This window comes from Pantoea sp. Cy-640 (genome assembly GCF_011752635.1).
Classification (GTDB): Bacteria; Pseudomonadota; Gammaproteobacteria; order Enterobacterales; family Enterobacteriaceae; genus Pantoea; species Pantoea dispersa.
The window spans coordinates 347,012-368,909 of sequence record NZ_VWXB01000002.1 but is presented as its reverse complement, the minus strand read 5'-3'; the positions used below and the strand labels follow the sequence as shown (position 1 = coordinate 368,909).

Genomic DNA, 21,898 nt, shown 5'->3' with positions numbered 1-21,898 from the left:
TAACAATGGTTACTATAACTCCCATGCAGAGCATTCAGCTCTGACCCAAACATTGAAGGAATATGACCATGAAAAACGTAAAAACTCTGACCATCGCTGCTGTTGCTGCTCTTTCTATGATCTCTTTCGGTAGCTTCGCCGCTGAAAGCATCTCCGTCCACGGCAGCACCCTGGATAGTGCTGAAGCCCAGGTTGCCGCTCAGGCTAAAGCGAGTGGTGCAGACAGCTACAAAATCACCAGTGCCCGCGCAGACAACGGCGTGGACATGACTGCTGAGCTGTACAAATAATAACAATCCCTTTCTCCGTTAACGTGCTTAGCCCGGGTTATCCCGGGCTTTTTTGTGCCTGCGATGCGGTTCAGCGCCGCGACGCTTTCATGCCTTCATTGAATACCGTACAGTGCCAGACGAGCTAATTTCCGTGGGGAACGGTAACTGATGAAAATGATTGGCCTGATTGGCGGCATGAGCTGGGAATCCACCGCGCTTTATTACCGCATCATCAATGAACAGGTAAAGCAACAGCTGGGCGGACTGCACTCGGCGCGCAGCCTGATGTACAGCGTCGATTTTCAGCAGATTGAGAAATTGCAGGTCGCCGGTGAATGGCAGCAGGCCGGTGAAATCCTGGCCGAAGCCGCCCGTAGCCTGGAGAAGGGCGGGGCGGATTTCATTGTGCTGTGCACCAACACCATGCACAAAGTCGCCTATCAGATCACCACGGCCACCCGCATTCCGCTGCTGCATATCGCTGACGCCACGGCACAACGCATTCGTCAGGCCGGCGTGAAACGCGTCGGTCTGCTGGCGACCGCGTTCACCATGGAGCAGGAATTCTATAAAGGCCGCCTTGAGCAGCAATATGACATCGAGGTGCTGGTACCGGACGCTACCGGACGTAAAACGGTGCACGACATTATTTATCAGGAGCTGTGCCTCGGCGTGATTCGTGATGAGTCACGCGCGCAGTTCCGTGACATCATCGCTCAGCTGGTGGCACAAGGGGCTGAAGCCATTATCCTTGGCTGTACCGAAATCACGCTGCTGGTTAAAGCGGAGGATGCGGCGGTGCCGCTGTTCGATACCACACTAATCCATGCGCAGGACGCGGTGAAGCTGGCGCTGGCAACAAATAACTAGCCTGCTAATTATAAGCTGTGTTATTATGTGTTCATTGAAGGCACAACGCCGACCCGCATGGTCGCACAGGGATGTGCCAGAACTGGCTGCCAGCACTGGCAGCCTTTTTTGTGGCTGAAAAAGCGTCAGAACGCTGTTTCCAGTGAATCGGTGACGCAATAGTCATCATCCACCAACGGTAAATAGCGCCACTTATCAAATGCGGTACAGGGATGGGAAATGCCGCAGCCAATCCAGTCGCCCGGTTGCAGCGGATCGTCCGCCGGTAACTGCAAATAAGCGTGCTGATCGTTGACGTCGGTGATGCGCAAATGCGTGGCCGCGCGCGGTGCGCTGCCGTCCACCTGACGAATCCACAGCGGATTGGGCAGATCCTGATCGAACGGCACATCGCGCCGGCCGAAATCGACAAAGGCCAGCCCCGGCTCCGGACGCGATAACACGCGGCCCCAGATCTCCAGTGCGGCGCTGAAATGGTGCGTTGCTCCCGGCTGCGCAAAGGGGGCAATGCGTGCATACAAGCCGCTGTCGTGTGCCATGTACGCACCGGATCGAATCAGCGGCGTGACCGGCAGCGGCAACTGTGACGCGCTGAAGCAGGCCGCGACCACATCAAACCACGCGCCACCGCCGGCGCTGAGAATAATCTCCCTGCTGGCAAACAGCTGGTGTTCAGCGAGCAGCGCGGCGGTCGCGATCATCATCTCGCAGTAATCTTTCACGCGCTGTACGCCTGCGGCATCGCGTCCGGCACCCAGCGCACCTTCATAACCGGCCACCCCCACCAGCTGCAGCGAGCGACTGTCATGGATTGCCTGGGCGATTTCCAGTGCAGCCTGCGGCGAGCGACAGCCGGTGCGGCCGCCGCTGACCGACATCTCCAGCAGTGCGGCGATCTGCGCGCCGCCGAGATGCTGCTCAAGCAGTTTTACGCCCTGCAGCGAATCCACATAACAGAGAAAGCCGTGGTCGGGATGCTGCTGTTGCCACTGGCCAATCCAGCGGATCCCGGCGGGATCGACCAGTTCATTGGCGAGAAACACGTTGCGGATGCCAAACTGGCGCAGCGCGCGCACCTGGGCCGGCGTCGCTGCGCTCAGGCCCCAGGCGCCGCCTTCACTGACGGCACGGCGCAGAATCGCCGGCGACATCGAGGTTTTGCCGTGCGCAGCCAGCATCACGCCGTTTTCCTGGCAGAACGCCGCCAGTTGCCGCAGGTTATTCTCCAGCGCCGATTGTTTCATCAGCATCAGCGGTGAGAAAACGTCAGGGCTGTTAAACACCGGCGTACCGTTAGCCAGCGGCTGATTGCCCGTTCCGGCCACTGATTTAAATCGCGGCGCAGGCTGCAGCGCATCCAGCGCGCCGTCGACCTGCAAAGGGAAGTGAATCGACATCCTGCCTCCTGTTAGTGTTCAAGCACGCGCGACAAAAACTGCTGGGTGCGCGGATTCTGCGGATTAACAAAAATTTGCTCCGGCGAACCCTGTTCGGCGATCACCCCCTGGTCCATAAACACCACGCGATCGGCGGTTTTACGCGCAAAGCCCATCTCATGCGTCACCACCACCATGGTCATGCCTTCACGGGCCAGACTGCGCATCACTTCCATCACTTCACCGACCAGCTCGGGATCGAGCGCGGAGGTGGCTTCATCGAAGAACATGATTTTCGGCTCGACCGCCAGCGCGCGGGCAATCGCCACACGCTGTTGCTGGCCGCCGGACAGCTGAGCCGGATAGTGATGCGCGCGCTCCGCCAGGCCAACGCGCGTCAGCGCCGCCATGCCGCGTTTGTTCGCTTCCGCTTCGGACAGCTTCTGCGCTTTGATCAGCGCCAGCGTCACGTTGCCGAGTGCGGTTTTATGCGGAAACAGGTTGAACTGCTGAAACACCATGCCGACGTGGCCGCAAATTTCACTGCTGCGTTTACGGTCATGCAGCGGTACTTCATTGACCCAGATTTCACCGCCGTCGGCGGTTTCCAGACCACTCATAATGCGCAGCACGGTACTTTTTCCCGAGCCGGAGGCGCCAATCAGCACCAGCACTTCGCCCGGCGACACGTCCAGGCTGATCTCTTTCAGTACCTGGGTTGCGCCAAAGGATTTGGTAATACGGCTCAGCGTAATGGCGGATTTGCTCATGATAACTGGCTCCTGGTTTGATGATGTTGAACCCAACGGGAAAGCGGAAAGCAGACAGCGAAGTAGAGCAGGGCGACCAGGCCGTAAACCACCACCGGCTGGCCAATGCGATCAACAATCGCCTGCCCCTGGTGCATCAGCTCCGACATGCCGATCATGCTGACAATCGACGTATCTTTGATCAGTGAAAGATACTGACCTACCAGCGGCGGCAGCACGATGCCGCGCGTTTGTGGCAGCACTACGCTGAGAAACGTCTGGCGTTTTGATAATCCGAGGATCCACGACACTTCCCACTGCCCTTTCGGCACGGCTTCAATGCCGGCCCGGAACACTTCAGCAATGTAAGCGCCCTGATAAATGCTCAGGCCCAGAATGCCGGCGGCGAACAAATTGATTTCATAGCCAAAGTAGGCCACGCCGAAGTAAATGAACATCAGGGTGATCAGCACCGGCGTGCCGCGGAACAGCTCGGTGTACAGCACGGCAATCTCTCTGGCGATCGGCAGACGGCTGGTGCGAAGCACCGCGGCGAGTAAACCGAGCAGGGTGCTGCCGGCGATAGCGGCGATGGACAGCAGTAAGGTGATGACCAGTCCTTTCAGCAGGATTGGCAGCGAGCTGATGATAAGTTCGCTCATAGCGCATTCTCCCGTTTCACTGGATTAATCAGCCATTTTTTTGCCCACCGCCAGCCGGACTTTTTTACCGGCGTCACCAGCGGCGGGTGGAACAGCCGGCGTCCGGCCACGGTGCCAAGCCATGAAAACAGGTTGCTTAGCACCAGATACACCAGGGCAACGACGCTGAAAGTCTGGATATAAAGCAGGGTGCGCGCGTTGATCACCGTGGCGGTGCCGGTCAGCTCTGGCAAAGCGATCGCCGAGAGCAGCGACGTACCGAGCAGCAGCTGAATCAGGTTATTAATGATCGCCGGCCAGACGGCGCGAGCCGCCTGCGGCAGCACCACGCTGAGGAAAATCTGGTGGCGCGGAATGCCGAGGATATACGCCGCTTCCAGCTGGCCCTTCGCCACGGACTGAATACCAGCGCGGAAGGTTTCCGACAAATAGGCACCAACGTTAATCCCCAGTGCCAGCACCCCGGCGGTAAAGGCGCTCATGGTGATACCGAGCGACGGCAGGCCAAAAAAGATGATAAAGATTTGCAGCAGCACCGATGTATTGCGGATGAATTCAACATAACAGTGGCTGATCCAGCGCAGCGGCGCCAGCGGTGAAGATTTCGCCAGTGCGGCCAGCAGACCGAGCGCCACCGCCAGCGCGAACGCCAGCAGGGTAACCTGCAGCGTGAGCCACGCGGCCTCCAGAAAGGTGTCGGCGTAACGCCACAGGGTTAGCCATTGATAACTCATGGTATGACTCCTTCAGGCGGCGCAGCCTGTGCGACTGCGCCGTGGGCGGACAATCAGTATTGCGGATTCAGCGGATAACGCGGTTTGCTGCCGAACCATTTCTCATACAGCTGGGCGTTCTCACCGGATGCGTTGATTTCAAACAGGAATTCGTTGAGGTAATTGGTCCATACCTGGTCGCCCTGTTTCACCCCAAAGGCGTTGTACTCCAGTGGTACCAGCGCTTCGTTGGTCACGGCCAGTGACGGATCGAGCTTCGCCTGGTAAGCGAGGAAGTTGTTATCCTCGATCATCGCATCGGCCTGACCCTGTTTGACGGCCAGAATCGCCGCCTGGGATGAGTCGTACTCCTGAATTTTCACGTCGATGCCGAGGTTGCGCACTTCGTCGCCATTGGTCGAGCCTTTCACCGTGGCAATGGTTTTGCCGGCCATGTCATGCGCAGACTGAATGCCGCTGTTTTTGCGCACCAGCATTGCCTCACTGGCTACTACGTACGGATGGGTGAAGCCAATCTCTTTGGCGCGTTCCAGATTGCGGGTGAAGTTACAAAACACCACATCGACTTTGTTGGTTTGCAGATTAGGGATGCGGTTGGCGCTGGTGGTGTTGACCATTTCCAGCTTAACGCCCATCTCTTTGGCCAGCGCTTTCGCCAGGTCAACGTCGTAACCATCCGGGTTGCCGTCTTTGTCATAAAAACCGAACGGTGCGAAGCTCAGGCAGTCACCGACGCGCAATGTGCCGCGTTGCAGCACGGTTTGCAGCGCCGACTGTGGCGCGGCGCCAGCCTCTTTTTTCTCTTCGGTCGGCGTACAGCCTGCTATCGCCAGCAAGACCAGCGCACCGGCCACGGTTTTGGCACTTAATTTCAGCGATGTTGCATTCATCTTTATGCTCTCTTTAAATGTTTGACGAGACGGCGTTATTCCGCATCACCCGTTTAATAGACGATCGCCAGCGCAGCGGCCGCACCGCGTATTTCGGGTTATTTTTTTGAAAAAGCAAATGCACTAATTAATATCAGGCTGGCCTGGTGTTGGCGAAGAAAATGAACATCGCAGCCTGGTTGAACGGTATTACTTATTTACGGTCGGCGCGGAAACATTTCATGTCCACTTCGACTTTGCAGTCGACCACTAAATCCTGCACGCTACAAATACGCGCCGGTGGATGACCACTGAATATCTCACTGAATACTTTGTTGAAAGAACTGAAATAACGCGCGTCGGTCAACACCGCCGTCACATGGACCACATCCTCCACGCGATAACCCGCTTCGCGCATGATGGTGAGGCAGTTGTCGAACGCTAACTGTGTCTGTTCGATGATGCCGCCCTCTACCACTTCGCCGTCGCGCATCGGCGTCTGGCCTGAGATATACAGCCAGCCATCGGCCTCCACGGCGCGGGCGAACGGCAATTTTTGCCCGCCGGTACCGGTACCGCCCTCAATGCCATAACGTTTGATCGTCATGTCTTTCTGCTCCTTTGCACACTACCGTTTCTGTCTGATATACCAGACTGCTATCTGCAATACCGGATAGGACGAGATTTGCACAGCTGTTGTTTTTTTGCAATATGGCAATCGGCAATTAATTTCTTGCCGTGCTGGTGCGATCGCAAAATAAAATCCAGTGCTTAAGTTTTTTGAATAGAAATGTGACCGCTATCGAATTTAACAGCGAGTCCCATCCTTTCTATGCGCCACAATGGGGCCCGAAAATAGCGCATGATAAATAAATTCACCGGAAAGATTTTTATTATTGCGGGGGATGGGTAATTTCGTTTGCCGGGTGTATCATGCAGCTCTTTTTAAACGCAGATGAGTAGCACCATAACGACAGGGGAGTGAGCGTATGCCGGATGAAAAAACGTCCCGGGCACGCGGTGTTGACCGGGTTATTGATATTTTTCGCCAGCTGCATATCGCGCGTCAGCCTATGGCGATGCGGGATTTAATCGAAGCGACCGGTGCACCGCGCTCCAGTATTTATGAGCTGGTCAGTTTGCTGAGTGAAGCGGGTCTGGTTGAGCTTGATGCGGAAGGTGCCGTGTTTTTCGGTCGTGAAATGCACTATTACGGTGCGGATTACATGGCCCACAACGATCTGATCCGTCGTGCACATCAGCTTATGGTTGAGATCGTGGCGCGTCATGGCGAAACCGTCCAGCTGTGTATGCTGGAAGGTAACAAATACACCGTGGTGCTGTCGGAGAGCAACGCCCATCCGTTTAAAATCACCTCTGATATCGGTGTACGCGTGCCGATCACCTGGACAGCGACCGGTCGTTTGCTGCTGAGTAACTGGTCGGACAGCGCCATTCTCGACCTGATTCCAGAGGAGGATTATCGTCTGGCCAGCGGTCAGATTCTCGACAAGCAGACCTTCCTCGAAGAGATTCACCGTGCCGGCCAGCTGGGCTACTGCATGACCGAAGGTCTGTCCGAAAGCTTTACCTGCTGTATGGCTGCACCGATTCGCTCGCGCAGCGGCCAGGCGGTCGCGGCGATCTGCTTTATGGTCAGCCGTGATACCCCGGCGGAACGCCGACAGATGCTGTTGCAGGAACTGATCGCGTCTGGGCAGAAATTGTCTGATTTCACCTGAGCCGTTGCTTCGCTACAGCGTAATGCGGCAGGCTCCCGGCGCCGTATTATTCGCTTACAACCGCGTGCCGTCGGGTTTATTTTGCCGTGATTAAGGTTGTGTTAAGGTAATTGATAATAATAACTATTTCTTTTACCACGGAGTTTTGGCATGAAAACGCGCCTGTTACTGGCAATGGGGATTCTGGTCTCAACCGCAGCCTGCGCGACTGACTATCCGCTCACCGTCACCGACATGGATGGTCACACGCAAACAATCAGCAAAGAACCGCAGCACATCATTCTGCAGGATGGCCGCGATGTGTTGACGCTTGCGCTGCTCGATCGCGACAATCCGTTTAAACGCGTCGTGGCCTGGAACAACCTGCCGAAAAAGCAGGATACGCAAACCTGGGATATGCTGAAGCGCCGCTGGCCTGAAGCGACAAAAATTGTCGATATGGGCTTCAGCGATCAGGGCCAGGTTAATCTGGAAAGCGTGCTGGCGCAGAAACCGGATCTGATGATTGCGCAGCTGCGCGCTAAGCCGGCGCTGGAACAATCCGGCGTGCTGAGCACGCTGAACAACCTGCACATCCCGGTGCTGTTCGTCGATTATGAACTGCATCCGGCACAAAACACCGCCCCGAGCGTCACGCTGCTGGGCAAAGTGCTGAACCGTGAAAGCGAAGCCAAAGCCTACACCGATTTTTACCAGCAGCGCTTCGACCGCATCATGCAAGCCGTTGCGAAGGTCAAAAACAAACCCACGGTATTTATCGAACCCATTGCCGGTAACAGCGATAACTGCTGCTTTACCCACAGCCATAATGGCTGGGGTGGGCTGGTAGAAGCGGTCGGCGGCAAAAATATTGGTTCGGCACTGCTGCCAGGCAATGCCGGCTTTGTCGCGCTGGAAAAAATCATCGCCATGAAACCGGACGTTTACATCATGACCGGTTCAAAGCGGCCAAACAGCAACGTGCTGCCGTTTGGTTACGGCGTGCAGCCGCAGGAAGTGCGTGCCACGTTCCAGACGTTATTGCAGCGTACCGGCCTGGCGCAAATCGCGCCGGTGAAGCAGGAGCGCGTGTATGGGGTATATCATCACTTCTACAATCACCCGTACAACATTATCGGCATGGAAATCCTGGCGAAGGATCTCTATCCGCAGCAGTTTGCCGATCTCAAACCGGTGGCGGATTTCCATACCCTCGTGAAAACCTTCACTCAACTGCCGGACGATGCCATCGAACTGAGCTATCCGGACAACCAGTAATTGCCCGCAGCGGGCGCCCGGCCCGCTGTTCGCTTTCCCTGAAAGGCAAAATCCCCACAAAAAGTGCACGACGATCATGACACTGTATATTGTTATGTTATAACATATCAATATCAGCACCCCTTCAGGTGCGCGTGATGTCATTATTCAGGAGTGATTATGTCAGCTTTATCCACCAACGGCGGCTTCAGGCGGCTGCCGGTCACCGTACTCTCTGGCTTTCTCGGCGCCGGAAAAACCACTTTGCTTAACCATATTCTCAACAACCGCGAAGGCCGCCGCGTGGCGGTGATCGTCAACGATATGTCGGAAGTGAATATTGATGCCGCGCTGGTGCGCGAGGGCGGGGCGGCGTTGTCACGTACCGACGAGAAGCTGGTGGAAATGAGCAACGGCTGCATCTGCTGCACGCTGCGCGAAGATTTACTGCTGGAGGTCAACCGGCTGGCAAAAGAGGGGCGTTTTGATCATCTGGTGATTGAATCGACCGGCATCTCTGAGCCGTTGCCGGTGGCCGAAACCTTTACGTTTGCCGATGAAGAGGGGCAAAGCCTGTCCGCCGTGGCGGCGCTGGATACCATGGTGACCGTGGTGGATGGCTACAATTTCCTGCGTGACTATGATTCCAGTGAAAGCGTCCGCTCGCGCGGCGAATCGCTCGGCGAGGAGGATGAGCGCACGGTGGTCGATTTGCTGATCGATCAGATTGAATTTTGCGATGTGCTGATTCTCAACAAAACCGACCTGATTGATGCGGCGGAGCAGGCACGGTTGACCGCGATTCTGCACTCGCTCAATCCCCGTGCGCGGATTATTCGCGCGCAGTTTGGTCAGGTGGCGCTTGATCAGGTGCTGAATACCGGCCTGTTTGACTTCGATGCTGCGGCACAGGCCCCCGGCTGGCTGAAAGAGTTGCGCGGCGAGCACACGCCTGAAACTGAAGAGTACGGCATCCGCAGCTTTGTTTTCCGCGCGCGTCGTCCCTTCCATCCGCAGCGTTTTTACCAGGTGATTACGCAGCACATGCAAGGCGTGGTGCGGTCAAAAGGATATTTCTGGCTGGCAACCCGCCCGCGTCACGCCGGATCCTGGTCGCAGGCCGGCGGCGTTACGCGGCAGGGGCTGGCCGGGATGTGGTGGGCCTGCGTGCCTGAAGATCGCTGGCCGCAGGATGCAGACACGCTGCATTACATCCGCGAAAACTGGCATGAAGGCACGGGGGATGCGCGGCAGGAGATGGTGATCATCGGGATCGATATGGATGAAACTGCGCTGCGTCAGCAGCTGCAACATGCGTTACTGACCGATGAGGAGATGGCGCTGGGGCCAGACGGCTGGGCACAGTTGCCGGATCCGTTCCAGCCATGGTTTGACTGATGCGTCGCCGCGCAGCGGGCTGTGCGGCGACGAACCTATCATCATAACCCGGTATTCATCAGCCGCATCTGGGTGCAGAACGGACACTGACAGCCGCTCACCGCCGCCGCCAGGCGCGCATGCGCTTCGGCAATCGCCAGCGGCTGCGCCTGATCGGTGCTGGCAAGTGCGTTAGCCGGTTTCAGCGCCAGCTTCAATGGATCGATTTTCGCCTGAAATGCTCCCGCTTTCGCCGAAGCAAAAGCAATCACTAACAGTGGAACGGTAACCTTCATCGCAGCAACCTAAATCAGAGCACGGGATTGTAACGATATAACATAAACGTGGCGCTGTTAAGCGCCTTGATGCGGCGATCCCAGCCACATTGAAACTTCGACGCCATCAGCAAACGGCAGCGAGGTATAGAGGCGGCTGCCGTGCACCATTTCCAGATACTCCGGGCTGAAATCGGCATCATCGGCCACAATCAGGGCCCCCGGACGCAACCAGGGCTGCACCAGCTGCAGAATCTCCGGATAGATCGCCTTCGCGCCATCCAGCACCAGCATATCAACGCTGGCTGGCAGGTCCTGACTCAGCGTGTCCAGCGCATCGCCCACGCGAATTTCAATCAGGTCACTGACGCCAGCATCGGCAAAATGATTGCGCGCCAGCGCCACTTTGCCCGGTTCAAACTCGCTGGTGATGATGCGACCGCCGCCGTTATCGCGCACCGCCGCCGCCAGGTGCAGGGTGGAGAGACCAAACGAAGTACCAAACTCAACGATATGCTGCGCCCGGCTGCTGCGCGCCAGCATATACAGCAGTTTGCCGGTTTCCCGCGAGACCGCCAGCGGCACATCTTTTAAATGACCGTAAAGTTCGCGGTAATCGGTTTTGCTCTGCAGCAGACGCGTTTGCTCCTCATCGGACATCACGCGAAACGCTTCATTGGTGGGATGCGCCATGTTATCCGCCAGCTCAAATAAATAGTTAAGCAGCGGCGCCAGCGGCGCGGAAGTCAGGGTGTTCATCATCGGGGTTCCTGCATCAGAAGGTGGATTTTGCGTCAGGAACAGAATACGATGAATTACTCGCATTTCACTATTCGCGTTCAGGAGCAGACGATGGCCGCACAACGTAACGCTAAGATTTCTGAAAGAAAAAAGCCGCAGCAGGCGCGATCCAGTGAGCTGGTGGCAGCCATTTTGCAGGCGGCGACTCAGGTTCTGGAGCAGGAAGGTGCCACGCGCTTTACCACTGCCCGCGTGGCCGAACGGGCAGGCGTCAGTATTGGATCGCTGTACCAGTATTTCCCCAACAAGGCCGCTATCCTTTTCCGTCTGCAGAGCGAAGAGTGGCAGCGAACCGGCGATCTGCTGGGTTCGATTCTGCGCGACAGCGCATCCACGCCGCGTCAGCGCTTGCATCAGCTGACCTGGGCGTTCCTGCACTCGGAGTGTGAAGAGGCGGCGATGCGCACCGCACTGAATGATGCCGCGCCGCTTTACCGGGATGCGCCGGAAGTGCAGGCCGCGCGCGCCAATGGCGAAAATGTGATGTGCGAATTTCTGCAACAGCTGCTGCCGCAGCGGGACGCGGCTGAGGTGGCGCGGGCGGCGGATTTAATCAACAGTACGCTGGGTGACGTCGGCAAGCATTTTTCCGAATCGCCGCGCAGCGCAGCAGAAATTCAGGCTTACGCACGCGATATGGCAGACATGTTCTGTGCCTGGATCAGAGAAAAAGGGGCCGAATTGCAGTAAAAAATGGGCTGGAAATCTCTGAAAGCGGTTAACAAACTCATTATTCACATTCTCATTAATCCACACCGCGAGTAAGCTTGATAAAACCTTGGTAAAGCCGGACGGATTGACGGCACACAGAGACGGGAGAGCATGATGGCAGTAAAAATGATTGCGGTGGATATGGATGGGACATTTCTCGATGACAATAAGCAGTACAACGCGCAGCGTTTTGCGCGCCAGTACGCGCTGCTGAAGGAGAAAGGCATCCGTTTCGTGGTCGCCAGCGGCAATCAGTATTATCAGTTGCAGCACTATTTTCCCGCTATCAAAGATGAGATCGCCTTCGTGGCTGAAAACGGTGCCTGGGTGTCCGACAGCAACGAAGAAATTTTCTGCGGCGAACTGGCGCCGGAACGTGTTCATCAGGTGCTGGATATTCTCGCCAAAGAGCCGGAGATCAGCACCGTGGTGTGCGGTCGCAACGGGGCTTATGTGCACAAGTCAATGCCGGATGAGGTGGTCGCCATGCTGGCCAATCACTATCGCCGGCTGGAGAAGCGCGACAGCCTGTACGATATCGACGATACCATTTTCAAGTTTTCGCTGAATCTGGCACACGAAGGTGTCGAGGCGCTGCTGGCGCGTCTGCACAGCGAACTGAACGCGATTGAAAACATCATGCATCCGGTCTCCAGCGGATTTGGCTTTGTCGATTTAATCATTCCCGGCTGTCATAAGGCGCACGGCATCGCGCTGCTGCAGGAGAAGTGGGGCATTGATGATTGTGAAGTGCTGGCGATTGGCGACAGCGCCAACGACATCGAAATGCTGCGCCAGGCCTGTTACAGCTTTGCCATGGCCAACGCCGCTGCACCGGTGGCAGCCGTCGCGCGGTATCGGACGGAAAGTAATAACGACGAGGGCGCTCTCAACGTCATCGCCCGTCTGCTGGCACGCGAAACGCCGTTTGGTTAACGGTCACCGGATCGATCCACGAACCGCGGCGCCATTTAGTGTGTGATAAATCGCGCCGCGACGAACACTATGCGACCCGCGCGTGGTTATTCACTGGCGGATGACGCTGCAGGGTGGGCGTTTTCCGCCGGCTTGCCGCCTGCCGCGCGAAGGTTAGCTTCCATCTCATCCAGTGCCGCCTGGTTTTCTAATCCCCACTGATACATCTGCTCAATCGGCCGGGCGAAGGTCATCCCCAGCGCGGTCAGCCGGTAATCCACTTTCGGTGGAATCACTTCGTAGACCTGACGTGCAATTAAGCCGCGCTGCTCCAGCTCTTTCAGTGTCTGAAACAGCATTTTTTTCGAAATCCCCTGCAGGCTACGCTGCAGTTCACCGGTACGGGCGCGCTGTCCCGGCCAGTGATACAACGCGTGCAGCACCATTGTGCTCCATTTCACCGAAAACAGATCCATCAGACGGCGCGGTGGCGAATCCGCATAGAAAACCAGTTTGCCATCAACCCAGGCTGGCATCGCACTCTCCTTTATGGTCACCAAATGGTGACTACTATCAATTCTGCACCGCGTTGATTATAGTCTGCCGCCTTCATTCAGCCCACATCAGAATTTGAGGAAGGCACCATGAAAATTAACGCACTGGTGGCACAGGATGCAGCGCAACCGCTGGCTGCCGGCCAGATTACTTTGCGTCCGCTGCAGCAGCAGGACGTAAAAATTGAAATTCTTTACTGCGGCGTATGCCATTCCGATTTGCACATGGCACGCAATGAGTGGGCGGTCAGTCGTTATCCGCTGGTGCCGGGCCACGAGATCGTTGGACGCGTGCTGGAGACCGGAACTCAGGTTACGCGCTTCAAAGCCGGTGATGTGGTCGGTGTGGGCGTGATGGTGGATTCCTGCCGTGCCTGCCACTTCTGCCAGCAGCAGGAAGAGCAGTACTGCGAAGCGGGCTTCACCGCCACTTACAACGGCATCGATAAATACACCGGCGACAGCACCTGGGGCGGCTACGCGCAGAATGTGGTGGTCGATCAGCATTTTGTCGTGTCGATTCCGCAAAATCTGGCGCTGGCGGGCGTGGCACCGCTGCTGTGTGCGGGCGTGACGGTGTGGTCGCCACTGCGCCATTTTGGCGTCAAAGCCGGCGATAGCGTTGGGGTAGTGGGGCTGGGTGGTTTGGGCCACATGGCGGTAAAACTGGCCAGCGCGCTGGGCGCTGAGGTTACCCTGTTTACTACCTCGCCGGAAAAAGGCGCTGACGCACGTCGTCTTGGTGCTACGCGCGTGGTGGTGTCGCGTGATGCCGCGCGGATGGCGGCATGCCAGACCTCGCTTGATTTCATCATTGACTGCGTGGCGGCACCGCACGATCTGGATCCTTACCTCGCGACGCTGAAGACCAATGGCCGTCTGGTGCTGGTCGGCATTCCTGACCAACCGCATCAGTCGCCGAACGTCACGCCGCTGGTGTTTCGCCGTCTGAGCATCAGCGGTTCATCCATCGGTAGCATTGAAGAGACTCAGGAGATGCTGGATTTCTGCGGCGAGCATAACATCACGGCAGATATTGAGCTGATCGCCGGTGAAGAGATCGAAACGGCCTTCGCGCGTATGCTGAAGGGCGAGGTGAAGTACCGTTTCGTCATTGATATGCTGGCAACTCGCTGGTAATTGCCCAGCCATGGCCGGCGATTTCAGGCTGAAATCGCCGGCTTTGCTATGAATAGGCTACTCTGGCAGGACCGCTTTTATGACACAGCACATTTTCGCCCCGCAACAGTAAACAATTCCCGTTACGGTCCGATAACTCCTTCTGCAGACTCAACAAAAACAACAATGACAGGAGCGAGACATGGGACTGGTCTCCCGATTACGGAATGTGCGCATTACGCGCAAGCTGGCGGCGGGCTTCGGCATCGTCCTGCTGCTGGTGGCGCTGGCCACAGCGCTCAGCGTGCAACGATTCAATCAGATCCACGATATCTATCAGAAAACCAATCTGATTTATGACATCAACATTGAAGTCTTTCAGGCCAAAATCAATCGTCTTAAATATCTGTATGGCGAGGACAAAGCGGGCGACACCATGACGGATTACGTCACGCACGCTCAACAGCTGACGCAGCAGGCCCAGCAATTGCCGTGGACGGCGGATGCCAGAGGGTTGCTCAACGATGTCGCCAGCCATCTTGCCCGTTTTCAGCACAGCATCACCGCCATGACCCAGGCAACCCGACAGCTCAACGATGTGCGCAGCCAGCTGGATGCGCTGAGCCAGCAGGACATGACGTCGCGCTATACCGGGCTAATCCGGACCCCCGTCAGTACACCCGAAGTCACCAACCAGATTTATCAGCTGCTGTTTGCCATCAGTAATGTGCGCGAAGAGGCCTGGGCGCTGCGCTTTAATGTCAGCGAGGCACTGCGCAATAAACTGGAACATGATTTTCAGCGCGCCGGGCAGGACATGAACACGCTACTGGCCCAGCTGCCAGCGGAGCAGCAGGGCGGATTTAACGCGCTATGGCAGGATACCGAACGTTTCAAAGATCTGAGCCTGCAGGCGGCAGCGATTTACGGCCAGCTGCGCGGCGCGGAAAACACCGTCAAAGTGGCGGGCGATAACAGCAGCGCGGCGATCAAACAGATCATCGCCCTGGTTAAGGCGCGTAACGATGAACTGGCTAACGGGTCAGCGGCGCTCTCGCTGCTGATTGGCAGCCTGGCAATAGTGCTGGGCGTGCTGGTGGCCTGGACCATTATCCGGCAGATTACGCGCCCGTTGTTCCACAACCTCGCGCTGGCGGAACGCATTGCCAGCGGCGACCTCAGCTCGCAGTTTGTCACTAATCGCCAGGACGAGCTCGGCCAGCTCACCTCTGCCATGGGACGCATGAATGCGCGGCTGCGTGGCATGATTGGCGAGGTGCTGCACAGCGTCAGCAATGTGTCGCAGGCTGCCAGCACCATACATCAGGGCAACCTGGAGTTGTCGTCGCGCACCGCCCAGCAATCGGCTGCGGTGGTGGAAACCGCCGCCAGCATGGAGCAGCTCACCGCCACGGTGAAAAATAATGCCAGCAATGCGCGTCTCGCCAGCCAGATCGCGGCGGAAGCGACGCATAACGCCAGTCAGGGCGGTATCGCGGTGCACAACGTCGTCAGCACCATGGGCGAGATTTCTGATAGTTCAAAGAAAATTGCCGAGATTACTGCGGTGATCAACAGCATCGCCTTCCAGACCAATATCCTGGCGCTCAACGCGGCGGTTGAAGCCGCCCGCGCCGGCGAGCAGGGGCGAGGCTTTGCGGTGGTCGCCAGCGAAGTGCGTAATCTGGCCCAGCGCAGTGCCGGAGCGGCGAAAGATATTGAACGACTGATTGGCGAATCGGTCGGGCGTATCAGCAACGGCCATCAGCAGGTAGCGCGCGCGGGTGAAACGATGGAGCAGATTGTCAGTAGCATCGCACGCGTGAATGAAATCATGGCGGAGATCGCGGCTGCTTCTGATGAGCAGAGCCGCGGCATTGAGCAAATCGCGCGCGCGGTAGGTGAGCTGGACGGTACTACCCAGCAAAGTGCGTCGCTGGTCAGCGCGTCATCCCATTCCGCACAGGCGCTGGAAGAGCAGGCATTCATGCTGCAGCGGCTGGTCAGCCAGTTTCGTTTGCAGGGAGCTGCAAGCTAACAACACGCGCGGCGGCAGCGAACTTTACCCGCTGGCCGCTACTGCTATTGGCGGCAAAGCGCTTCTTATTTTCGTGTCGCCAATGTGCAAGGCGAAAATTCTTAAAAAAAGTCGCCGCAGGGCGACTTTTTCCCGATACACTGCCATTTTTGTCGACCTGAATTTTCCCGTGAATGAATTACTACTCGCCTGATGAAAACCATTTGAAGCGCCGGTCAAAACGCTTCGTCCGTCGTATGTTCATCATGCGTCAGCTCGGCACGATCCTCTGTTTCTTTCCGATTCTCTCGGTGTTACTGGAAATGCAGCGCGGACTGGCATTCAGCGCGCTGCTGTTTATGAACGCCTTTTTCTGGCCATGGCTCGCGTATCAGCGTGCGCTTCGTGCCGAAGACTCAACCGGTACCGAACGCCAGAATCTGACGCTGGATGCCGCCTTCGGCGGAATCTGGGTGGCGCTGATGGCGTTAAGCCCGATGCCCTCTTTTGTCATCATGGCGGTGCTGGCATCGGATCGCTATGCCGCTGGCGGCGGCGCGCAGCTGATTGCCGCCATACAGGCATTTTTGTGCGGGTTTATTATGGTGTGGCTGCTGGATGGCACCAGCGTACATCTGGCGTTCAGCACGCAAACGGTCTGGCTAACGTTGCCGCTGGCCACCTGTTACATGCTGGTACTCAGCGTGGCTTCCTACAATCTCACCTGGCATTTACGCACCCGCAACCGTGAACTGGAGCGCATCGCGCTGATGGATCCCGGCCTGAAAATTCCTAACCGGCGCCTGTTTGAGCGGCGGCTGGAGAGTGAATTTCTCAGCACGCGGCGCGGCGATAGCAGCGGCTATCTGCTGTTGCTGGATGTCGATCACTTCAAAGTGGTCAATGATAGCTGGGGTCATGAGGCGGGCGATTTTCTGCTGGCCGAGATCTCGGCGCTGCTGCGCAACTATGTCGGGCTGCAGGACATTCCGGCGCGCTTTGGCGGCGATGAGCTGGGCGTCATCGTGCATCAGGCCAGCGATGAATCAGTGGTGGAACTGGCCGAACGGCTAAAAGAGAAGATTGCCCAGCTGCGTTTACCGGCCTCGGCAGAGTTCCGCTGCTCGGTCAGTATCGGTATTGCGCCTGCGGTCAGCGCCGAATCGTTAAGCGACTGGCTGCGCCATGCGGATGAAGCGCTGTATGAAGTGAAGCGCGCCGGGCGCAACGGCGTGCGGCTGTGGCAAACGCCGCTGGCCCGCGCATCATAATCAGAAAAATTCAGGATCGCAGTTTACCGGAAAATTCAGCGAGTTGGCGATGAAGCAGGCTTCGTGTGCCTGATGATGCAATGCCCGCGCGCGATCGGCATCCGCTGGGTCGCGCAGTTTGATGCGCGGCTTCAGCGTGATATCGGTGAAGCGGCCACGCGCCCCCTCGACCATGTTCCCTTCGGCAGCATCTTCATACTCCTCCACCACAATGCCGGCATCGGCGCACAGGTGTAAATACCACAGCTTATGGCAGGCCGCCGCAGACGCCAGCAGCAATTCCTCAGGATTCCAGCGCGTTTTATCCCCACGAAATGCCGGATCGGCACTCAGCAAAATGGGCGGTTTACCGGGTGCCTGTAATTCGCTGTCACGATCGTAAGCGGTATAAGACGCTGTGCCATCGCCGCGATTGCCGCTCCAGCGAAGGTGAATCTGGTAATGATGCTGCCGTGCTGCCATGGGAAATGTCCTGTTCAGTGAGATCACCTTAGCGGTTGTTATTCACAACGTTCGCTGCGTTTTGGTGCAAATTAATCAGGTGCGCGTGGATGCGCATCTGAACACCTTACAGTAAAACATCTACGTGATCAGCGTATCTCATTGACATACATAAAGTGTTCAGTGCTGAAACGGTGATGTGCAAGAATCACCGGCGTGGCGCTTTGATCAAATGAGACCTCATCGATCACCATCACCGCGTGCGGCAGAGCAAGTTCCAGCAGGCTGGCATCTTCTTCTGTAGCGAGCGTGGCGCTGATCTGCTCGCGTACTGCCGCAACACGCACATCGTACTGCTCAAACAGGTAACGATACAGCAACTGCGGTAGCTGTTCCGCCGGCGGAAAGTCGGGCAGACGCGCGGCGGGCAGCACCAGCGTTTCATGCATGGCCGCAATACCCTTCACCTGGCGCAGGCGTTTCAGGCGAATCACTGCGTCACCCGCTGCGATCTGCAGCTTATCGGCCTCGTCGGCGCTGGCGCGGCTATGCTGATACTCCAGCAGTCGCGTTTCCGACTGCAGCAAACCGCCCGATTTGTCATGCAGACGAAAATAGTGAAAGAAATGGCTGAGGTTATGCAGCGGCGCCCAGCCGGTCACCACCGTGCCGGTTTTGCGCCGGCGCATCAGCATCCCTTCCGTCGTGAGCGCCGCCAGCGCCTTGCGCACCGTACCGACCGAGACACCGAACTTCGCCGCCAGACTGTTTTCACTGGGCAAAATGGTGCCTGCCGGCAGTTCGCCCTGCAGGATGGATTCACTGATATGGCGCTTCACTACTTCGTACAGCGGAGCGCCTTCGCCTTCGTTCAGGCGACTGAATTGAGGAACGTCGTGCGCGTCATAGTTTTTTTGCATGTTTCCGATTACCGATTGACCCCAACTGTTCATTTGCATTATCTATAAACTATATAGAAATACAATAAGTGAACAGTTTATGCAGGAAAATTCATCACTACAGCGCGCTCTGACCCATATCGCCGACGATCAGGCGCAGATTCTTGACGATCTGCAACGCATGCTGGCGGTGGATACCTGCTTCCCGCCCGGACTGGGTTACGCAGCATTCGCCGACCTGCTGAGCACGATGCTGCAGCCGATGCATTTTGATCTGCAGCGCGTTTCGGTGCCCGACGCGCTGTGGCAGACGCCGGACGGCAGCGCGCAGGGCGAGCGGGTGAATCTGCTGGCCGCGCTGGATGCCGGCGCGGCTGAAAACTGCAATCTCTACTTTCACACCGATACGGTTCCGGCCGGTGATGGCTGGCGCTTTCCGCCGCTGGCGCTCAGCGTGGCGGAAAATAAGCTGTTTGGACGCGGTGCCGCGGACATGAAAGGCACCATCGTGGCCGCGCTGGCTGCGGTGCGGGCCGCGCAGCGCTATCAGCTCCGCCTGCGCTATAACCCGGTGTTTTTACTCTGTACCGATGAAGAGGGCGGCCTTTATCCCGGTATTCGTTATCTGGCGGAGCAGCAGTTATTCCACGGTCACCTGCTCAGCTTCAACGGCGGCGCGGTGCCGCGCATCTGGGCCGGCTGCTTTGGCAGTATCGATATCAAAATTATCGTCAGCGGCCGCTCGGCGCACTCCGGCGATCCGCTGCAGGGTATTAACGCCATTGAGGCCGCGCTTCCGCTGATGAATGCGCTGTATCAGCTGAAAGGTGAAGTGGAACAGCGGGTTTCGGCAATGCCCGCGCCGCCGCACTATCAGGGCCAGCCGCTCACCGCCTTACTGACGCTGGCCGCCGCGCACGGCGGCAGTAAAGGCTCCACCATTCCGGAACGCTTCGAGCTGCTGGTTAATCGCCGTTATGCGCCGGAAGAGCCGTTTGCCGACGTGTGGCAGGAGCTGACGCAGTGCGTGGATAAGGCGATGCAGGGCAGCGTCGCCAGTGACGTCACGCTACAACTGATTGGCCATCTGGCACCAGTCGCCGATCCCACCGGTCCGCACTGGCCGCGCTGGCAGGCGGCGCTCAGCCAGGGCTTCGGCTTCCCGCCAGCAGAATTCAAAGCCTGGGGATCCGCCACCAGCTCGGATATGGGCTGGGTACAGCAGGCCGGCATTCAGGAAATTTTGCTGGGCGGACTTGCCCGTCCCGATAACCGCATTCATGCCGCCGATGAATACACCACGATGGCAGATGTTATTGCACTTTCGCAGTCGATTCTGGCGTATCTCGCCAATGATTTTCAGCCAACCCAGGGTAATTAATAAACCAACGAGGAACAGAAGATGTGCGCCATGAAAGGGTTAAACCGCAGACAGTTTATCGCCAGTTCAACCGCCCTGACCGGAGCGGCGCTGCTGCCCTGGTCATTCAGTGCCTCGGCTGCCGCCGTTGCCAGCGCGACCCCGGGCGGCACGCCGCGTAAAGGTGGCGTATTGCGCATCAGCGTTGACCAGGCGGTCAGCGTGCTCAATCCCCATCAGGTGCGGGTTAATCCGGAATATCTGGTGGCAGAGCTGCTGTACAGCGGCTTAACCCGCCTGACGCAGGCGATGAAAGCGGAAGCCGATCTGGCGCAGTCCTGGCAGCCGAACGACGACTTAACCCAGTGGACCTTCACCCTGCGGCCCGATCTGCGCTTCAGCGACGGTTCGCCGCTCACCGCAGCGGATGTGGTCGCCAGCCTGCAGGCGCTGCTGGACCCGAAAAACGCCTCACCGGCGCTGCACAACATCGGCCCGATTAAAACGGTAAGCGCTAAAGACAACAACACCATCCTGATTGAGACCGAGGCGCCTTATGCCGATCTGCCGGTGATGCTGGCCTATCCGGATGCCAAAATCATCCCGGCGCATATCGCGCAGGGGCAGTACGACAAGCTGAGTAGCGCCTCGCTGGGGGCCGGGCCGTTCCAGCTGGTGTCTTACGATCCGGAACGCAAAATCGTGGTGAAACGCAACCCGTACTATTACGACGCCACGCGGCCGTATCTGGATGGCGTGGAAGTGGTGGTGTATCCCGACGCTATCGCTGAAAGCTCCGCGCTGATCGCCGGCGATACCGATCTGATGCTGAGTGCGCAGTCGAGCGAGTTTGCCCGCTTAGCCAAATCGGCGGGCGTGCTGCCGCTGCGCGTGGCGTCCGGCCAGTTTCTTAACGTCAACATGGGCTGCGATCAAAAGCCGTTTAATGATGCGCGCGTCCGCCAGGCGATGGCGTTATGCGTGGACCGCCAGGCATCGGTGGATTTTGTCGCAGACGGGCTGGGATCGCCGGGTAACGATACGCCGATCAACGCCGCTTATCCGTATTACGCGCAGCTGACGCAAAAAGCGCTGGACTACAGCAAAGCCAAAGCGCTGCTGGCGGAGGCCGGTTATCCCAATGGGCTGGATTTAACGCTCATCGCCTCGGACAAACCGTCAACCCGCACCCAGTTGGGGATTGCCCTGCGGGAGATGGCGAAACCGGGCGGTTTCCGTATCAATGTGCAGACCATGGCGCACAGCACCTATCTCGATCAGGTGTGGAAGAAGGGCAATTTCTACGTCGGCTTTTACAACATGCAGCCGACGCCAGATGCGGTGTTTTCTCTGCTCTATACCTCAACGGCGGCGTGGAACGAAACGCGCTGGAACAATGCGGCTTTCGACGGTGCAGTGATGGCGGCGCGCGAAACCAATGATGAAACGCTGCGCACCCAGCTGTACGGCAAAGCGCAGCAGCTGATGCACGATGAGGTGCCCTCGTTAATCCCGACCTTCTTTGATTTGCTGGCTGCCAGCCGTGAGCACGTGGCGGGCTATCATCTGCATCCGCGCGGTGCGGTGTTCCGCCTCGATCATGTCTGGCTGACTGCTAATGCGCCAAAGCGCAGCCTGTAAGGAGCGA

General features: G+C 57.5%; 23 protein-coding genes. 12 read left to right on the top strand and 11 right to left on the bottom strand.

What is annotated here, in order from left to right; genetic code table 11:
- Nucleotides 1-68: 68 nt before the first annotated feature.
- Together F3J36_RS07190 and F3J36_RS07185 are read left to right on the top strand one after the other, a co-directional pair.
- A complete protein-coding gene (locus F3J36_RS07190) occupies nucleotides 69-290 on the top strand; it encodes a YdgH/BhsA/McbA-like domain containing protein (RefSeq protein ID WP_010615756.1) in 222 nt (73 codons plus the stop codon).
- Nucleotides 291-440: 150 nt separating this feature from the next.
- Complete coding sequence (locus F3J36_RS07185) at nucleotides 441-1,142, top strand: aspartate/glutamate racemase family protein (RefSeq protein ID WP_166719319.1); 702 nt, start codon at nucleotides 441-443, stop codon at nucleotides 1,140-1,142.
- Nucleotides 1,143-1,267: 125 nt separating this feature from the next.
- Here F3J36_RS07185 and F3J36_RS07180 read toward each other — a convergent pair whose 3' ends face one another.
- From F3J36_RS07180 to F3J36_RS07155, 6 genes are all read right to left on the bottom strand, one after another.
- The gene (locus F3J36_RS07180; RefSeq protein WP_166719318.1) at nucleotides 1,268-2,539 is read right to left on the bottom strand and encodes an alanine racemase; all 1,272 of its coding nucleotides are present in this window, start codon (nucleotides 2,537-2,539) and stop codon (nucleotides 1,268-1,270) included.
- An 11-nt stretch (nucleotides 2,540-2,550) separates the two neighbouring features.
- Entirely contained in the window at nucleotides 2,551-3,288 is a 738-nt protein-coding gene (locus F3J36_RS07175; protein ID WP_021508752.1) for an amino acid ABC transporter ATP-binding protein, read from the bottom strand.
- Entirely contained in the window at nucleotides 3,285-3,929 is a 645-nt protein-coding gene (locus F3J36_RS07170) for an amino acid ABC transporter permease (protein WP_021508751.1), read from the bottom strand. Before F3J36_RS07170 ends, F3J36_RS07175 begins: the two co-directional genes overlap by 4 nt.
- A complete protein-coding gene (locus F3J36_RS07165) occupies nucleotides 3,926-4,663 on the bottom strand; it encodes an amino acid ABC transporter permease (protein WP_166719317.1) in 738 nt (245 codons plus the stop codon). The genes F3J36_RS07170 and F3J36_RS07165 overlap by 4 nt, the downstream gene beginning before the upstream one ends.
- A gap of 53 nt (nucleotides 4,664-4,716) precedes the next feature.
- Nucleotides 4,717-5,553, bottom strand: coding sequence for a transporter substrate-binding domain-containing protein (locus F3J36_RS07160; RefSeq protein ID WP_021508749.1), 837 nt, complete (start codon nucleotides 5,551-5,553; stop codon nucleotides 4,717-4,719).
- A 193-nt stretch (nucleotides 5,554-5,746) separates the two neighbouring features.
- Entirely contained in the window at nucleotides 5,747-6,139 is a 393-nt protein-coding gene (locus F3J36_RS07155; RefSeq protein WP_021508748.1) for a RidA family protein, read from the bottom strand.
- A 382-nt stretch (nucleotides 6,140-6,521) separates the two neighbouring features.
- Between F3J36_RS07155 and F3J36_RS07150 the strand changes: the two genes are divergently transcribed.
- From F3J36_RS07150 to zigA, 3 genes are all read left to right on the top strand, one after another.
- Nucleotides 6,522-7,274 carry an IclR family transcriptional regulator gene (locus tag F3J36_RS07150; protein WP_010615761.1) on the top strand — a complete coding sequence of 251 codons (753 nt, stop codon included), beginning with the start codon at nucleotides 6,522-6,524 and terminating at the stop codon, nucleotides 7,272-7,274.
- 150 nt (nucleotides 7,275-7,424) lie between these two features.
- Nucleotides 7,425-8,531 (top strand): ABC transporter substrate-binding protein, encoded by a 1,107-nt coding sequence (locus tag F3J36_RS07145; protein ID WP_166719316.1) that lies wholly within the window; start codon nucleotides 7,425-7,427, stop codon nucleotides 8,529-8,531.
- 159 nt (nucleotides 8,532-8,690) lie between these two features.
- Complete coding sequence (gene zigA / locus F3J36_RS07140) at nucleotides 8,691-9,908, top strand: zinc metallochaperone GTPase ZigA (protein ID WP_166719315.1); 1,218 nt, start codon at nucleotides 8,691-8,693, stop codon at nucleotides 9,906-9,908.
- A gap of 41 nt (nucleotides 9,909-9,949) precedes the next feature.
- Here the strand turns inward: zigA and F3J36_RS07135 are convergent, their stop codons facing one another.
- Together F3J36_RS07135 and F3J36_RS07130 are read right to left on the bottom strand one after the other, a co-directional pair.
- Nucleotides 9,950-10,183, bottom strand: coding sequence for a hypothetical protein (locus F3J36_RS07135; RefSeq protein ID WP_058781352.1), 234 nt, complete (start codon nucleotides 10,181-10,183; stop codon nucleotides 9,950-9,952).
- 57 nt (nucleotides 10,184-10,240) lie between these two features.
- Nucleotides 10,241-10,921, bottom strand: coding sequence for an O-methyltransferase (locus F3J36_RS07130; RefSeq protein ID WP_088517579.1), 681 nt, complete (start codon nucleotides 10,919-10,921; stop codon nucleotides 10,241-10,243).
- Nucleotides 10,922-11,014: 93 nt separating this feature from the next.
- Between F3J36_RS07130 and F3J36_RS07125 the strand changes: the two genes are divergently transcribed.
- Both F3J36_RS07125 and F3J36_RS07120 read left to right on the top strand, forming a co-directional pair.
- Nucleotides 11,015-11,653 (top strand): TetR family transcriptional regulator, encoded by a 639-nt coding sequence (locus tag F3J36_RS07125; protein ID WP_058775568.1) that lies wholly within the window; start codon nucleotides 11,015-11,017, stop codon nucleotides 11,651-11,653.
- Between the two features lie 135 nt (nucleotides 11,654-11,788).
- Nucleotides 11,789-12,610, top strand: a complete 822-nt coding sequence (locus tag F3J36_RS07120) for a Cof-type HAD-IIB family hydrolase (protein WP_021508741.1) — start codon at nucleotides 11,789-11,791, stop codon at nucleotides 12,608-12,610.
- An 86-nt stretch (nucleotides 12,611-12,696) separates the two neighbouring features.
- Here the strand turns inward: F3J36_RS07120 and F3J36_RS07115 are convergent, their stop codons facing one another.
- Nucleotides 12,697-13,125: a helix-turn-helix domain-containing protein gene (locus F3J36_RS07115; protein ID WP_166719314.1), complete on the bottom strand. Its 429-nt coding sequence runs from the start codon at nucleotides 13,123-13,125 to the stop codon at nucleotides 12,697-12,699.
- A gap of 108 nt (nucleotides 13,126-13,233) precedes the next feature.
- Between F3J36_RS07115 and F3J36_RS07110 the strand changes: the two genes are divergently transcribed.
- The 3 genes from F3J36_RS07110 (at nucleotide 13,234) to F3J36_RS07100 (ending at nucleotide 17,550) form a co-directional block, all read left to right on the top strand.
- Nucleotides 13,234-14,283: an NAD(P)-dependent alcohol dehydrogenase gene (locus tag F3J36_RS07110; protein ID WP_166719313.1), complete on the top strand. Its 1,050-nt coding sequence runs from the start codon at nucleotides 13,234-13,236 to the stop codon at nucleotides 14,281-14,283.
- A 181-nt stretch (nucleotides 14,284-14,464) separates the two neighbouring features.
- Nucleotides 14,465-16,300, top strand: a complete 1,836-nt coding sequence (locus F3J36_RS07105; protein ID WP_166719312.1) for a methyl-accepting chemotaxis protein — start codon at nucleotides 14,465-14,467, stop codon at nucleotides 16,298-16,300.
- A 173-nt stretch (nucleotides 16,301-16,473) separates the two neighbouring features.
- Nucleotides 16,474-17,550 carry a diguanylate cyclase gene (locus F3J36_RS07100; RefSeq protein ID WP_058781357.1) on the top strand — a complete coding sequence of 359 codons (1,077 nt, stop codon included), beginning with the start codon at nucleotides 16,474-16,476 and terminating at the stop codon, nucleotides 17,548-17,550.
- On the opposite strand, the gene F3J36_RS07095 is transcribed toward F3J36_RS07100, so the two are convergent.
- Nucleotides 17,551-18,012 (bottom strand): OsmC family protein, encoded by a 462-nt coding sequence (locus F3J36_RS07095; RefSeq protein WP_104093520.1) that lies wholly within the window; start codon nucleotides 18,010-18,012, stop codon nucleotides 17,551-17,553. It lies immediately after the preceding gene.
- Nucleotides 18,013-18,140: 128 nt separating this feature from the next.
- Nucleotides 18,141-18,911, bottom strand: a complete 771-nt coding sequence (locus F3J36_RS07090; protein WP_166719311.1) for a GntR family transcriptional regulator — start codon at nucleotides 18,909-18,911, stop codon at nucleotides 18,141-18,143.
- Nucleotides 18,912-18,990: 79 nt separating this feature from the next.
- Here F3J36_RS07090 and F3J36_RS07085 point away from each other — a divergent pair, with 79 nt between their 5' ends.
- Both F3J36_RS07085 and F3J36_RS07080 read left to right on the top strand, forming a co-directional pair.
- Complete coding sequence (locus F3J36_RS07085; RefSeq protein ID WP_166719310.1) at nucleotides 18,991-20,271, top strand: M20 family metallopeptidase; 1,281 nt, start codon at nucleotides 18,991-18,993, stop codon at nucleotides 20,269-20,271.
- A gap of 21 nt (nucleotides 20,272-20,292) precedes the next feature.
- The gene (locus tag F3J36_RS07080; RefSeq protein ID WP_166719309.1) at nucleotides 20,293-21,891 is read left to right on the top strand and encodes an ABC transporter substrate-binding protein; all 1,599 of its coding nucleotides are present in this window, start codon (nucleotides 20,293-20,295) and stop codon (nucleotides 21,889-21,891) included.
- Nucleotides 21,892-21,898 lie beyond the last annotated feature (7 nt).